This window comes from Streptomyces sp. MUSC 14, assembly GCF_001866675.1.
Classification (GTDB): Bacteria; Actinomycetota; Actinomycetes; order Streptomycetales; family Streptomycetaceae; genus Streptomyces.
The window spans coordinates 118,610-132,113 of the sequence record NZ_MLYN01000007.1 but is presented as its reverse complement, the minus strand read 5'-3'; the positions used below and the strand labels follow the sequence as shown (position 1 = coordinate 132,113).

The following is a 13,504-nucleotide window of genomic DNA, read 5'->3' as shown; positions in this document are numbered from 1 at the left end:
AACTGAACGCCGCGCCCGCCGACCAGATCCGTCTCCTCGACGTCCAGGCCCTCGACGTCCGTCTCCAGCAGCTCGCGCACAAGCGGAAGTCGCTGCCCGAGCACGCCGAGATCGACTCGCTGAACAAGGACCTCACGCAGCTGCGCGACCTGCTCGTCGCCGCGCAGACCGAGGAGAGCGACACCGCCCGCGAGCAGACCAAGGCCGAGCAGGACGTGGACCAGGTGCGCCAGCGCGCCACCCGCGACCAGCAGCGCCTGGACTCCGGCGCGGTCACCTCGCCGAAGGACCTGGAGAACCTGCAGAAGGAGATCGTCTCCCTCGCCAAGCGCCAGGGCGACCTGGAGGACGTCGTCCTGGAGGTCATGGAGCGCCGCGAGTCCGCGCAGGAGCGGGTGGCCGAGCTGACCGAGCGGGCCGGGTCGGTCCAGTCGAGGATCGACGACGCGACCGGGCGCCGGGACGCCGCCTTCGAGGAGATCGACGGCGAGGTGGCGACAGTCACGAAGGAGCGCGAGGTCGTGGCCGCGTCCGTCCCGGCCGACCTCCTCAAGCTCTACGACAAGCTGCGCGAGCAGCAGGGCGGCATCGGCGCGGCCAAGCTGTACGCCCGCACCTGCCAGGGCTGCCGCCAGGAGCTGGCGATCACCGAGCTGAACGAGGTCCGCGCGGCCGCGCCGGACACCGTGGTGCGTTGTGAGAACTGCCGCCGCATCCTGGTGCGCACGGCCGAGTCGGGTCTGTAGGCCTTCGTAGACCTCTGTAGACAAGGGGCTTGTCGGGTGCGGGAGTTCATCGTCGAGGCCGACGGCGGGTCACGGGGCAACCCGGGGCCGGCCGGCTACGGCGCCGTGGTCAGCGACGCGGCGACGGGGGAGACACTGGCGGAGGAGGCCGAGTTCCTCGGCGTCGTCACCAACAACGTGGCCGAGTACCGGGGCCTGCTGGCCGGCCTGCGCGCCGCCCATGCCCTCGACCCGACGGCCACGGTCCATGTCCGCATGGACTCCAAGCTCGTCGTCGAGCAGATGTCGGGCCGCTGGAAGATCAAACACCCCGACATGAAGCCCCTGGCGGCCCAGGCCCGCTCGGTCTTCCCGCCCGACCGGGTCACGTACGAGTGGATCCCCCGCGAACGGAACAAACACGCGGACCGGCTGGCGAACGAGGCGATGGACGCGGGGACGAAGGGCGGCGGCGAATCCGTCGTAGCTGCGGGCGATCGTGCCGCTGGGGCGGCTCCCGTCCCGGAGAGAGGCGCACCTCCGAGCGAGCAGCGACTCAAGACCCCCGGCGAGCCTCGGCCTTCCGGTACCAGTGGGGAAACCGCCGGCGCCCCCGGCTGGAGCTCCGCCCCCGACCTCGGCGCCCCCGCCACCTTCGTGCTGCTCCGCCACGGTGAGACCCCGCTGACCCCCCAGAAACGCTTCTCGGGCAGCGGCGGCACGAACCCGTCCCTCTCCGAGGCCGGCCGAGAGCAGGCCCGCCGTGCCGCCGAAGCGCTCGCCCGCCGTGGGACCGTCCAGGCCGTCGTCGCCTCGCCCCTCGCCCGCACCCGCGAGACCGCCGGCATCGTCGCCGAGCGCCTCGGCCTGGACGTGGCGATCGAGGACGGCCTGCGCGAGACGGACTTCGGCGCCTGGGAGGGCCTCACCTTCGGCGAGGTCCGCGAGCGTCACCCGGACGACCTGAACGCCTGGCTCGCCGACCCCGGGGCCCACCCCACCGGCGGCGGCGAGAGCTTCGCCGAGACGGCCACCCGGATCGCCGCCGCCCAGGAGAAGCTGGTCGCGGCCTACGCGGGCCGCACGGTCCTGCTGGTCAGCCATGTGACGCCGATCAAGACGTTCATCCGGCTCGCCCTCGGCGCCCCGCCCGAGTCCCTGTTCCGCATGGAACTGTCGGCGGCCTCCCTGTCGGCGGTGGCGTACTACGCCGACGGCAACGCCAGCGTCCGGCTCTTCAACGACACGTCCCACCTGCGTCCCTGAGCCCGGCCGCCGCCCGCGCCAGCTCCTCGATCCGCGCCCAGTCCCCGGCGGCCACCGCGTCCGCCGGGACCATCCAACTCCCGCCCACGCAGCAGACGTTGGGCAGGGCGAGATACTCCGGCGCGTTCGCCGGGCCGATCCCGCCGGTCGGGCAGAACCGGGCCTGCGGCAACGGCCCGGCCAGCGACCTGAGATACGCCGTGCCGCCCGCCGCCTGTGCCGGGAAGAACTTCATGTCCCGCACCCCGCGCTCCAGCAGCGCGACGACCTCCGAGGTGGTCGACACCCCGGGCAGGAACGGCAGCTCCGACTCGCGCATCGCCGCCAGCAGCACGTCCGTCCACCCGGGGCTGACCAGGAACCGCGCCCCCGCCGCCGTGCACGCGCGCACCTGCTCCGGTGTGATCACCGTGCCCGCGCCGACCACCGCCGAGGGCACCTCGGCGGCGATCGCGCGGATCGCGGCCGGTGCCGCAGGCGTCCGCAGGGTCACCTCGATCGCGGGCAGCCCGCCCGCCACCAGCGCCCGCGCGAGCGGCACGGCGTCGGCGACGTCGGAGACGGCCACCACGGGGACGACGGGAGCCGGCGCGACGAGATCGTGGACGGAGGCAGGCGAGGGCGCGGGCAGCGGTGAGGTCATGCCCTCATCGTGCCCAGCGGCCGCATCACGCGCAATGAGCGTTGCGTATGTTGCAATATGGGTGGGCCTAGTGGATCTCCTCCACCAGTACGTCCAGCGCCCACGCCCGGCCCGCCTTCTCCGGTGCCTGCGCCTCCACCTCGTACCCGAGGTCCCGCAGTGCCTCCACCAGCTCGGCCGGGTCCTTCGGCGCGACGCCCTCCGACAGCAGGCTGCGCACGATCCGGCCCTTGGTCGCCTTGTTGAAGTGGCTGACCACCTTCCGGGTCGGCGCGTGCAGCACCCGTACCGTCGCCGTCCGCCCGGCGACCTCGCCCTTCGGCTTCCAGGCCGCCGCGTACGCCGCCGAACGCAGGTCCAGCACCAGGCCGCGCCCCGCCGCCTCGGGCAGCACGTCCGTCATCGGCCCCCGCCAGTGCGCGCCCAGCGCGCCGAGCCCCGGCAGCTTCACGCCCATCGAACAGCGGTAGGAGGGGATCCGGTCGGTCACGCGCACCGCGCCCCACAGCCCGGAGAAGACCAGCAGCGAGCGCGCCGCGCGCTGCTTCGCCGCCGTGTCCAGCGTGGCCAGGCCGAGGGCGTCGTAGAGGACACCGGTGTAGATCTCCCCGGCCGGGCGGGCGCCCGCCGTCGGCAGGCCGGCGTTCTTCGCGACCTCGCCGCGCAGCCCCTCGCTCAGGCCCAGCACCTCGCGCGCCTTCTCGTTCTGCTCGGGGTCCCCGGTACACAGCTCGACCAACTCGCCGAGCACCGCCTCCCGCGCGGCGGTGAGCCCCGGCAGGGACAGCGACGAGAGCTTCAGCGGGGCACCCGCACCCGAGTTCGCCTTGCCCTCGGACGGCGGCAGCAGGACCAGCACCACGTACTCCTTACCTAGACCTCCGCGACAGCGTACGGCGTGCCCTCGGTGCGCCCGCGACCTACGCTCGCTGTATGCCCCGCCGCAAGATCCGTGTGACCGGTGCCCCCGAGGCCCCGCTCCGGGCCGCGCTCGCCGCGCTGCGCACCGCACTCGGCATCCCGGAGGACTTCCCTCCTCCGGTCCGGGAGGAGGCCGAGCGCGTGGCGAAGGCGCCCGCCGTACCGTCGTACGACGCCACCGACATCCCCTTCTTCACCCTCGACCCGCCCGCCTCCACCGACCTCGACCAGGCCACCCACCTGTCCCGGCGGGCCGGCGGCTACCGGGTCCGGTACGCCATCGCCGACGTCCCCGCCTTCGTCGCACCCGGCGGCGCGCTGGACGCGGAGGCGCACCGGCGCGTCAACACCCTGTACTTCCCCGACGAGAAGGTGCCGCTGCACCCCGTCGTGCTGAGCGAGGGTGCAGCGAGCCTGCTGCCGGACCAGGTCCGCCCGGCCGTGCTGTGGACCATCGACCTGGACGCGGACGGGCGGACCACCGCCGTCGACGTGCGCCGCGCCCTGGTGCGCAGTCGCGCCAAGCTCGACTACGCGGGCGTGCAGCAGCAGATCGACGCCGGGACCGCCGAGGAACCCGTCGCGCTGCTCAGGGAGATCGGCGAGGCGCGGGAACGGCTGGAGGTGGAGCGCGGCGGCATCTCCCTCAACGTGCCCGAACAGGAGATCACCGCGCGGGACCACACCTACGTCCTCGGCTACCGCGCCCCGCTGCCCGCCGAAGGCTGGAACGCCCAGCTCTCGCTGCTCACCGGCATGGCCGCCGCCGAGCTGATGCTCGCCCACGGCACCGGCGTACTGCGCACCCTGCCCGCCGCACCGGACGGTGCCGTAGCCCGGCTGCGCCGTACCGCGACCGCGCTGCACATCGACTGGCCGCACCATGTGTCGTACGCGGCCCTGATCCGCTCCCTCGATCCGAGCGACCCGCGCCACGCGGCCTTCCTCCAGGAGTGCACCACGCTGCTGCGCGGCGCCGGGTACACCGTCTTCACCGGCGGCGACCTGCCCGCGATCACCACGCACGCCGCCGTGGCCGCGCCGTACACCCACTGCACGGCCCCACTGCGCCGCCTCGCCGACCGGTACGCCGCCGAGATCTGCCTCGCCGCCGTCGCGGGCGAGTCCGCGCCGGACTGGGTGCTCGCCGCGCTCGACGGGCTGCCCCGGCGGATGGCCGACGGCGCCAGGATCGCCGGGACGGTCGAGCGGGAGTGCATCGACCTGGTGGAGGCGGCCCTGCTCAAGGACCGGATCGGGGAGGTCTTCGAGGCCTGCGTGGTGGACGTCGAGGAGCACCGGCCGACCGTCGGCACCGTGCAGTTGATCTCCCCGGCCGTCATCGGCCGCGTCGAGGGCGACCACCTCCCGCTCGGCGAACGCCTTCGGGTACGGCTCGCTCAGGCGGCACCGGGCACGTCGAAGATCCTGTTCACGGCCGTGTGAGCGCCCGGACCAGGCCGCCGGGGTCGTCCGCGTGCAGCCGTACGACGGTGACGTCCCTGCGCCGGCCGAGCAGCGTCGTGTGGGTGACGGGCTCGGTGAGTTCGAGCGTGAGCGAGGTCTGCGAGCCGACGGCCAGGTCGAGCGCGCCCTCGGCCGGGGTGTGCGTCATCCGTGTCTCCCGGCGTACGGCGCCGATCGCGGACAGCGGGATCCGCAGGTCCACGTGCGCCCCGTACCGCACCCGGACCGCGTCCGGCGTCAGCACGTGCGGGCGGACCACGCAGGCCGCGTGCATGCCGACGACGAACAGCACGGTGTAGACGTCCACCACCAGCAGGACGTCGTGTGCGGTGGGCATGTCACGCAGCATCACCGAGACGCCGACCGTCTCGACCACGCACACGAAGGCCAGCCCCAGCATCGTCGCGCCCTGCCCGCGCGCATACCCGAACACCCGCCCGCCCGCGGTCCCCTGGGTGCGCCGCGCCATCCACAGCGCGAGGCCGGCGTAGAGCCGCATCTCGTACCGCACCAGTCGCCCCACCGTCGTGGTCATCATCCTCAACTCCCTTCCTCCGCCATGATATTCAGCGCACGACGGATCACCTCGGCCTGAGCGGGCGCCACGTCCTCGTACAGGGCGCGCAGGACCGCGTGACCGTGGTCGAGCGGCCCGGCGGGCAGCAACTCCCGGGGCACGCACCCGGCCAGGACTCGCGCGGCCCCGGCCACCCGCGGATCATCCGGGGCGGCACCGACGAGCGAGTCGAGCAGCGCGTAGGCCTCCTGGGTGCGCGCCAGAGCGTCCGGGTCGTCGAGGACACCGCGCAGCGCGGCCGCCATCCGCTCCCGCTCCTCGGGCGCCGCCGCGGTGTCGATGAGCGCGAGCACCTCGCGGTCCTTGGCGGCGGCGGAGGATCCGCCGACGGGCAACGAGCCGAACAGGTCGGGTGCTCGTAACCGCTGCCTTCGCTGCCGCCTGTGCGTTACGGCCGACCGAGTCGGGTGGGCAGGTGGGAGGCGGGGGTCTGGGGGCGGAGCTCCCAGTGGCTCAGCCCGGCAGACGGGGCTGTTCGGCAGCCGTCGACTGCAGCGCAGCGCACGGTGCGCGTCGTGACGCCCACCGCGGCGGCGAGTTCTCCGATCCGCATGGGACCAGTACAGACGTTGACGTTGCGGCAGGGTCAAGCGGAGGCGGCCCGGGGGCCGAGCCAGCGCTCCAGTACCGCCGGCAGGACCTTCGTCTCCACGGCCTGCGCTGCCACGTCGGCGGCCCAGGCCACGAACCCGTCCGGCCGTACGAACAGTGCCCCGAGGCCGGGCCGGGCCGGGCAGGCGAGGGTGCGGACGTCCAGCCGGTCGCCGTAGCCCTCGGCCTGTGCGCGTACCCCGGGGTCGTCGGCCAGGTCGAGCAGCAGGGCGCGGCCGGTGTGCAGACGGTCGCCGAGCCGGCTGCCGTCGGACAGCTCCAGGTCGGGCGCGCTCGCACCGGTCAGCGGGTGCTCGCCGGGCAGGTCGTAGCGCTGCCAGACGCCGGAGATCTTCGTGACGAGGTATGTCGTGCCCGTCGTGGTCAGCGCCAGGTCGGTCACCACGCGGCGCAGCGCGCGGGCGTGCCGGTCGGGGCGCATCACCGCGATCTGGGCCCGGGTCCAGTCGAGCACCCAGGCGCCGAGCGGATGCCGTTCGGCGGTGTAGGTGTCCAGCAGGGACTCGGGCGCCTGCCCGCGTACGACGGCGGCCAGCTTCCAGCCCAGGTTCATCGCGTCCCCGAGGCCGAGGTTCAGCCCCTGCCCGCCGAACGGCGAGTGCACGTGCGCCGCGTCCCCCGCGAGCAGTACCCGGCCCTTGCGGTAGTCGGCGGCCTGGCGGGCGTTGTCGGTGAACCGGGTGGCGCTGAGCACCTTGGTGACGGTCACCTCCGGCACCTGAGCCACCCGCCGCAGGCTGCCCTGGAGTTCCTCGGCGGTGACGGGGGCCGTGCGGTCGGCCGGGGGCCCGTCGAACTCCACGGTGAGGATCCGCCCGGGGAACGGCCCGTGGACGTACGTCCCGGTGTCGGTCGTGTTCCAGCCCGCGCGCAGCCGCTCGCCGCCGGTCAGTTCCACGATCGCCTGATAGCCGGTGATCTCCGGGTCCGTGCCCGGGAAGTCGAACCCGGCGGTCTTGCGGACCGTGCTGCGCCCGCCGTCACAGCCGACCAGCCAGCCCGCGCCGATCGGCCCCTGACCGGTGTGCACGACGACCCCGTCCGCGCCCGCGTCGAAGCCGGTCAGCTCCACGCCCCGGCGCACCTCGACCCCGAGCCGCTCGGCCCGCCGGGCCAGGATCCGCTCCAGCGCGGCCTGCGGCACGCCGAGCCCGGAGTCGGCGGCCGGGCCGACCTCGGCCCAGGCGGGGTCGGAGCCGTCGAACAGGGTCTTGTCCATCGGGATCCCGGCGAAGTGCCCGGCGAACTTGGGAGGCATCCGGTCCTCGGCGCCCTCGCCCCTGAAGGCGCGTATCCGCTGGAGCGCCGCCTCCCACACCGCCGCCAGCTCGGGCAGCAGGCCGCGCCGGTAGAGGGCGACCGCGCTCGGGATGTTGATCGCGCCCGCCTTGATCGTCTCGTCCACCTCGGTCAGCCGCTCCACGACCAGCACCCGCGCCCCGCCGAGCCGCAGTTCGCAGGCGAGGAAGAGCCCCACGGGTCCGGCGCCCGCCACCACCACGTCGTAGTCCGTCGTCGTCATGACTCTTACTGTAGTCACTAAAAGTTTTGAGCGGCTATAGTTTTCTTGTGAACGACGAACGCGCGCGTGGCAGCGATGACGAACTCCCCCTGCGGGAGCGCAAGAAGCGTGAGACGCGGCAGCGGATCTCGGACATCGCCACGGGTCTCTTCGCCGAGCGCGGCTTCGACGCGGTGACGGTCGCCGAGGTGGCGCGGGCGGCAGGTGTGTCCGCGATGACGGTCTTCAACTACTTCCCGCGCAAGGAGGACCTGTTCCTCGACCGCATCCCGCAGGCCGCCGAACTCTTCGCCGGAGCCGTCCGCGACCGCGCCCCGGACGAACCGCCGCTGGCCGCCCTCCGCCGCCTCGTCCTCCGCCTCCTCGACGAGCGGCACCCGTTGAGCGGGGTGGGGGAGCGCTACCCGCACTTCTTCCGCGTCGTCATCGCCTCCCCGGCCCTGCGTTCCCGGGCCCGCGAGGGTGTCGAGGAGGTGGAGCAGGCCCTCGCCGCCGCGCTCACGGAAGCGGGCGCGCCGGATCCCCGCCTCCTCGCCGCCCTGACCGTCGCCGCCTGCCGCACGGTCTTCCTCGCCTCCGTGGGCCGCCTGCTGGCCGGCGACCCGGTGGCCGAGGTGGCCCGGAGCCACCGGGCGCGCCTGGAGGCCGCGTTCACGGCGCTGGAACGGACGGGTCTTGACGGCTAATGGTGTTAGCCGTACGGTCGTGGATGTGGCTAACGACGTTAGCCGCGCTGCTCGGCCCGCACCGGAAGCACCGAGGGCGCCGAGAGAGCCGTACGACACCGGAGGCAGCCATGGCCGCACTGGCCGGTACCACCCGCACGTCCCGCTCCCCGCTCACCGTCCTGCGCCGCACCGCCTGGCTGGCGCTCGCCCTGTTCTGGTCGGCCTTCGCGGTGCTGGAGGGCGTGAACCACGGCTGGCTCGCCGGCGCCCTGGCCCTCACCCTCCTCGTCCTGCCGGACCTGGCGTTCCTGGTCGCCCTCGGCGACGCACCCCGCATGACCGAGGGACAGCTGCCGCCGCGCGCGGTGCCGTACTACAACGCGCTGCACCGCGCCGTCGTCCCGCTCGCGCTGATCGTCGCCTACACGCTGCTGCCGGTCTCCTGGCCGCCCGCCTTCGCGGCCCTGTGCGGCTGGCTCGCCCACATCTCGTACGACCGCGCCTTCGGCTACGGCCTGCGCACCAAGGAGGGCTTCCGGCGTGGCTGACCGACCGGGCGCCGCACTCACCCCGAGGGCCCGCGAGATCGTGGCCGCCGCCCTGGAGCTGCTGGAGGAGTCCGGACCCGACCGGCTCACCATGCGCACCCTCGCCGACCGCCTCGGCATCAAGGCCCCGTCCCTCTACAAGCACTTCGCCGACAAGCACGCCGTCGAGGTCGAGCTGACCGCGCAGCTGCTCGCGGAGTCGGCCGAGGCCCTGGAGGCGGCCGAGGCCCGCGCACCCGGCTCCCTCGAAGCCCTCGCCGGGGCCTACCGCTCCTATGCCCTCGCCCACCCGCACCTGTACTGCCTCGCCACCGAACGCCCCCTGCCCCGCGCCGAACTCCCCGAGGGACTGGAGGACCGCGCGGCGCTGCCGCTCATGCGGGTGTGCGGCGGGGACGTCGACCGGGCCCGCGCGCTGTGGGCCTTCGCGCACGGCATGGTCATCCTGGAGATCCACGGCCGCTTTCCCGGCGACGCCGACCTGGAGGCGGCATGGAAACGCGGCCTGAAGGCGTTGCATCCCTGACGGGTTCGGTACGGCGTTTCCGTACGCCGTTTCCGTTACGACGCTTTCGTGCGACAAGGGGGTGTTCCATGGTGGAACAGGCGCTGTGGACGCGAGCCCGGCTGGGCCGCTGCGGTCCCCCGCTCGACCTCCTGACCGCGAACTTCCACCGCCACACCTACGCCCCGCACGCCCACGAGGAGTACACGATCGGCGTCTGTGTCGGCGGCAACGAGGTCATCGACTACCGGGGCGGCCGCATCCGCACCGGACCGGGCACGATCGTCGTCCTCGACCCCGGCGAGACGCACACCGGCGGCCCCGCCGACGCCGGCGACGGCTACGCCTACCGCGCCCTGTACGCCGAGCCGTCCCTGCTGGCCGACGGCGTCCTCGGCGGACTGCCGTACTTCCGCGAACCCCTCCTCCAGGACCCCGAACTCGCCGCCGCGCTCCGCCTCGCCCACACCGAGCTGAGCCGCTGCCCCGACCCGCTGGAGGCCGAGTCCCGCATGCCGTGGCTGCTGACGGCCCTGGCCCGCCGGCACTCCACGGCCCGGCCCTGCCCCGACCTGGTGCCGGGCGCGGCCGCGATCGCCCTGACGGTCCGCGACCGCCTGGCCGACGAGCTGACCGACCCGCCGACCCTCGCCTCCCTCGCCGCCGACCTGGACCTGTCCCGCTACCAGCTCCTGCGCGCCTTCCGTACGACGATGGGCCTGCCGCCGTACGCCTGGCTCGCCCAGTACCGGGTGAGCAGGGCGCGGGTGCTGCTGGAGACCGGGCTGCGCCCGGCCGAGGTGGCGGGTCTGGTGGGCTTCGCCGACCAGGCGCATCTGACCCGCTGGTTCCGCCGGGTGCTCGGGGTGACCCCGGCGGCCTACCGCAACAGCGTTCAAGACACACACTGACCCTGCGGCCGAAACTCGCCGCATGACTGCACGCGGCTGGTTCCTCTTCTCCCTCATGGGAGTGATCTGGGGCATTCCCTATCTGCTGATCAAGGTGGCGGTGGCCGAGGTGTCCCCGCCGGCGCTGGTCTTCACGCGCTGTGCCCTCGGCGCACTCCTGCTGCTCCCCTTCGCCCTGCGCCAGGGCAGCCTGCCCGCCACGGTCCGGGCCCACTGGCGCCCCGTGCTGGCCTTCGCGGTCCTGGAGATCGTCGTCCCCTGGTTCACCCTCACCGACGCGGAACGGCACCTGTCCAGCTCCACGTCCGGCCTGCTGATCGCGGGCGTGCCGATCGTCGGAGTCGTGGTGGCCCGTCTGCTCGGCGGCACGGAGCGCCTGGGCGCGCGGCGCATGACCGGCCTCGCCCTCGGTCTGGCGGGCGTGACGGTCCTGGCCCTGCCCCACCTGACCGGCGGCGACACGCGCTCCCTGGCCGAGGTGCTGGTCACGGTCATCGGCTACGCGACCGCCCCGGTGATAGCGGCCCGCCGTCTGAAGGACGTGCCCTCCCTGCACCTGACCGCGGCCTGCCTGACCCTGGCGGCCGTGATCTACGCCCCGGTGGCAGCCGCGAACCTCCCCTCCTCCGTCCCCTCCGCCTCCGTCCTGGCCGCCCTGGCCGGCCTCGGCGTGCTCTGCACGGCGGTGGCCTTCGTCGCCTTCCTGGAGCTGATCAAGGAGGCCGGCCCGGCCCGAGCGACGGTCATCACGTACGTCAACCCCGCGATCGCGGTCGCCGCCGGCGCCGTCTTCCTGAACGAGTCCCTGACCTCGACGGTCCTGGTGGCCTTCGTCCTGATCCTCGCGGGCTCGGTCCTGGCGACGGCATCCACCGGTCCCCGCCGCCTCCGGCTCCCGGTACCATGGTCGACACGGCAGACGAGCCGGGCGGGCGGCCGCGTGGAGTCCCCCTAGGGGGCTTCCCGAGGAACGTCCGGGCTCCACAGGGCAGGGTGGTGGCTAACGGCCACCCGGGGTGACCCGCGGGACAGTGCCACAGAAAGCAGACCGCCGGGGACCTCGGTCCTCGGTAAGGGTGAAACGGTGGTGTAAGAGACCACCAGTGCCCAGGGTGACCTGGGCAGCTAGGTAAACCCCACCCGGAGCAAGGTCAAGAGGAGCGCCGTAACACGCGCTCTGCGCGGACGTTCGAGGGCTGCCCGCCCGAGTCCGCGGGTAGACCGCACGAGGCCGGCGGCAACGCCGGCCCTAGATGGATGGCCGTCGCCCCGGCGCCCGTGAGGGACCCGGGGAACAGAACCCGGCGTACAGCCCGACTCGTCTGCCGCCAAGCCTTTCTTTCGATGATCATCGGAATGGAAGAGGCTCATTGAGCTGAATTTGAGGAAGCCGGAGATTTCCCCGATTCGGTTGACACTAATACGAGGCAGGGCATGGTGAGCAGCGTCGAAGGTCAGAAGGACGAGACCATCGGGATCACCATCGCGAAGGGCATAACGGTCACGAAGACCATCACCGCCCAGGTGGCCTACTCCGCGACCTGGAAGGTCGACCGCCCCATCGGCTACCTGCACGCGGGCGCCGACGCGAAGAGCATGCACTGGGAGCACGGCTCGTACAACGGCGGCTGCAAGTGGATCGTGAGCCGGCAGGGGACGGCGGTCTTCCCGTACCGCGTCCCCACGTTCTGGCACACCTCATGAGGCGTCAACCGGCCGCGGCGACCGGCCTCGCGGTACTCCTGCTCGGCCTGACGGCCTGTACGTCCTCCGGTCACGCACCGCACGGGCACGCGTCCCCGACGTCGGCCGCTCCCACCGGCTCCGCGCAGCAGGGCGGCGCTCTCGTCGATCCGGATACGTACCGGCGATCCGTCTCCGGAGCGCAGCCACTTCTCCACACCCGCGGAAAGGGAGATTCATCCCTTTCCATTCGCGGCGAGGAAAAGAGCGGAGACCTCGTCATTGCCGTGAGTTGTCTCGGCAAAGGCCCGCTGAAGGTGACCGACAAGTCCGGACGGCTCCTGCTGCGCATCGTCACCTGCACAGGAAGTCCCGCAGCCATGTACAACAGCCGCGGCGCGCTCCGGCCGGCCGATACGGCTCTGGAACTGACAGCGGGACCGAGCGTCGACTGGCGCATAGCTGTGATGCAGGCACCGCACGCTCCGTGAGGAGTGGAAGGTTCGGTTCAGGGAGACACCGGCGGCCTCATGGCCCGCTCCCGCACCCTCGCCACATGCCGCTCGAACACCTCCCGCGCCTGCGGCGTCAGTGTGCGCAGGGCGACGAGGGCGGTGATGGCCACGTCGCACAGTTCCGCCTGGACGTCGTCCCAGTCGTGGGTGACGCCCTTGCGGGGGTTCTGGCCGGTCGCGCCGATCACCGCCTCCGCGACCTCGCCGACCTCCTCCGAGAGCTTGAGGACGCGCAGCAGGAGACCCTCCTGGCCGGTGTGGGTCCGGGTGGACTCCAGGCGGGTCCAGAGGTCGTCGACGGCCGGCCAGAGAGGGGCGGCGGGATCCTGATCGGTCATGCCGTTCAGGGTCCCACGCCGTACCGCCGTCCGGCCGGCAGTCGGGTCACTCCTCGAACAGCGCCTCCTGCTCGCCCTCCTCCTTGAACCGCACCCGGCAGTTCCGGGCCCCCACCACCACGGCCGTGGCCGCCGCCGTGACGCCGAGGGCCACCGGGACCATCCAGCCGCGGTCGAGGACGTGCCCGAGGGCGTGGTCGAGGGAGAGCCGGCCGGGCCCGGCCACCGAGAGGCCGGCCGCCGCGAGGCCCAGGGTCGCCGCGTACTCGTAGCCGCCCGCCTGGGCGAAGAAGCCGTTGGGCAGGTGGACCGCCGCCGCCCCCGCCATCGCGCCGGCCGCCGCCGCGCCCGCCGCCGGGGTCGCGAGGCCCAGGGCGAGGAGGGCGCCGCCGCCCGTCTCCGCGAGGCCCGCCGCCGTCGCGCTCGCCTTGCCCGGCGTGTAGCCGACGGACTCCATGAACTGGCCGGTGCCCTCCAGACCGTGCCCGCCGAACCAGCCGAACAGCTTCTGCGCGCCGTGCGCGGCCAGCACCCCGCCGGTGCCCAGCCGGAGCAGCAGCAGGCCCAGATCACGTCGGTCGAAACAGCTCACGGCGACTCCCA

General features: G+C 73.2%; 16 protein-coding genes, 1 other RNA gene and 1 pseudogene. 11 read left to right on the top strand and 7 right to left on the bottom strand.

Annotated elements, in window-relative coordinates:
• The first annotated feature begins 2 nt into the window (after window positions 1-2).
• Both BIV25_RS01895 and BIV25_RS01890 read left to right on the top strand, forming a co-directional pair.
• Window positions 3-746 carry a C4-type zinc ribbon domain-containing protein gene (locus tag BIV25_RS01895; protein WP_079176408.1) on the top strand — a complete coding sequence of 248 codons (744 nt, stop codon included), beginning with the start codon at window positions 3-5 and terminating at the stop codon, window positions 744-746.
• 36 nt (window positions 747-782) lie between these two features.
• Window positions 783-1,991, top strand: coding sequence for a bifunctional RNase H/acid phosphatase (locus tag BIV25_RS01890; protein ID WP_071370313.1), 1,209 nt, complete (start codon window positions 783-785; stop codon window positions 1,989-1,991).
• Here the strand turns inward: BIV25_RS01890 and eda are convergent.
• The gene (eda, locus tag BIV25_RS01885; protein ID WP_071370312.1) at window positions 1,963-2,634 is read right to left on the bottom strand and encodes a bifunctional 4-hydroxy-2-oxoglutarate aldolase/2-dehydro-3-deoxy-phosphogluconate aldolase; all 672 of its coding nucleotides are present in this window, start codon (window positions 2,632-2,634) and stop codon (window positions 1,963-1,965) included. The genes BIV25_RS01890 and eda overlap by 29 nt on opposite strands.
• Before the next feature lie 67 nt (window positions 2,635-2,701).
• Window positions 2,702-3,493 (bottom strand): peroxide stress protein YaaA, encoded by a 792-nt coding sequence (gene yaaA / locus BIV25_RS01880; RefSeq protein WP_071370311.1) that lies wholly within the window; start codon window positions 3,491-3,493, stop codon window positions 2,702-2,704.
• A gap of 74 nt (window positions 3,494-3,567) precedes the next feature.
• Here yaaA and BIV25_RS01875 point away from each other — a divergent pair, with 74 nt between their 5' ends.
• Entirely contained in the window at window positions 3,568-5,001 is a 1,434-nt protein-coding gene (locus BIV25_RS01875) for an RNB domain-containing ribonuclease (protein WP_071370310.1), read from the top strand.
• Here the strand turns inward: BIV25_RS01875 and BIV25_RS01870 are convergent.
• From BIV25_RS01870 to BIV25_RS01860, 3 genes are all read right to left on the bottom strand, one after another.
• On the bottom strand, window positions 4,988-5,560 hold the full coding sequence (locus BIV25_RS01870; protein ID WP_071370309.1) for a hypothetical protein: 573 nt from the start codon (window positions 5,558-5,560) through the stop codon (window positions 4,988-4,990). The two genes, BIV25_RS01875 and BIV25_RS01870, sit on opposite strands and share 14 nt — an antisense overlap.
• A 2-nt stretch (window positions 5,561-5,562) precedes the next feature.
• Window positions 5,563-5,934 carry a hypothetical protein gene (locus BIV25_RS01865; RefSeq protein WP_071370308.1) on the bottom strand — a complete coding sequence of 124 codons (372 nt, stop codon included), beginning with the start codon at window positions 5,932-5,934 and terminating at the stop codon, window positions 5,563-5,565.
• Between the two features lie 251 nt (window positions 5,935-6,185).
• Window positions 6,186-7,733 carry an FAD-dependent monooxygenase gene (locus BIV25_RS01860; RefSeq protein ID WP_071370307.1) on the bottom strand — a complete coding sequence of 516 codons (1,548 nt, stop codon included), beginning with the start codon at window positions 7,731-7,733 and terminating at the stop codon, window positions 6,186-6,188.
• A 47-nt stretch (window positions 7,734-7,780) separates the two neighbouring features.
• Between BIV25_RS01860 and BIV25_RS01855 the strand changes: the two genes are divergently transcribed.
• The 8 genes and pseudogenes from BIV25_RS01855 (at window position 7,781) to BIV25_RS50215 (ending at window position 12,539) form a co-directional block, all read left to right on the top strand.
• A complete protein-coding gene (locus BIV25_RS01855) occupies window positions 7,781-8,419 on the top strand; it encodes a TetR/AcrR family transcriptional regulator (RefSeq protein ID WP_071370306.1) in 639 nt (212 codons plus the stop codon).
• 110 nt (window positions 8,420-8,529) lie between these two features.
• Window positions 8,530-8,949, top strand: coding sequence for a DUF4260 family protein (locus BIV25_RS01850; protein WP_079176381.1), 420 nt, complete (start codon window positions 8,530-8,532; stop codon window positions 8,947-8,949).
• Window positions 8,942-9,475 carry a TetR/AcrR family transcriptional regulator gene (locus BIV25_RS01845; RefSeq protein WP_071370305.1) on the top strand — a complete coding sequence of 178 codons (534 nt, stop codon included), beginning with the start codon at window positions 8,942-8,944 and terminating at the stop codon, window positions 9,473-9,475. Before BIV25_RS01850 ends, BIV25_RS01845 begins: the two co-directional genes overlap by 8 nt.
• A gap of 68 nt (window positions 9,476-9,543) precedes the next feature.
• On the top strand, window positions 9,544-10,365 hold the full coding sequence (locus tag BIV25_RS01840) for an AraC family transcriptional regulator (RefSeq protein ID WP_071370304.1): 822 nt from the start codon (window positions 9,544-9,546) through the stop codon (window positions 10,363-10,365).
• Window positions 10,366-10,387: 22 nt separating this feature from the next.
• Window positions 10,388-11,167 (top strand): annotated as a pseudogene (locus BIV25_RS54175) (DMT family transporter); the annotation flags it as partial.
• 118 nt (window positions 11,168-11,285) lie between these two features.
• Window positions 11,286-11,690: RNase P RNA component class A (gene rnpB / locus BIV25_RS01825), an RNA gene on the top strand.
• A 109-nt stretch (window positions 11,691-11,799) separates the two neighbouring features.
• Complete coding sequence (locus BIV25_RS01820) at window positions 11,800-12,069, top strand: hypothetical protein (RefSeq protein WP_071370301.1); 270 nt, start codon at window positions 11,800-11,802, stop codon at window positions 12,067-12,069.
• A complete protein-coding gene (locus tag BIV25_RS50215; protein WP_143076566.1) occupies window positions 12,066-12,539 on the top strand; it encodes a hypothetical protein in 474 nt (157 codons plus the stop codon). Before BIV25_RS01820 ends, BIV25_RS50215 begins: the two co-directional genes overlap by 4 nt.
• Window positions 12,540-12,556: 17 nt before the next feature.
• On the opposite strand, the gene BIV25_RS01815 is transcribed toward BIV25_RS50215, so the two are convergent.
• Window positions 12,557-12,901, bottom strand: coding sequence for a MazG-like family protein (locus tag BIV25_RS01815; RefSeq protein ID WP_071370300.1), 345 nt, complete (start codon window positions 12,899-12,901; stop codon window positions 12,557-12,559).
• Between the two features lie 46 nt (window positions 12,902-12,947).
• Window positions 12,948-13,493 (bottom strand): DoxX family protein, encoded by a 546-nt coding sequence (locus BIV25_RS01810; protein ID WP_071370299.1) that lies wholly within the window; start codon window positions 13,491-13,493, stop codon window positions 12,948-12,950.
• Window positions 13,494-13,504: the final 11 nt, after the last annotated feature.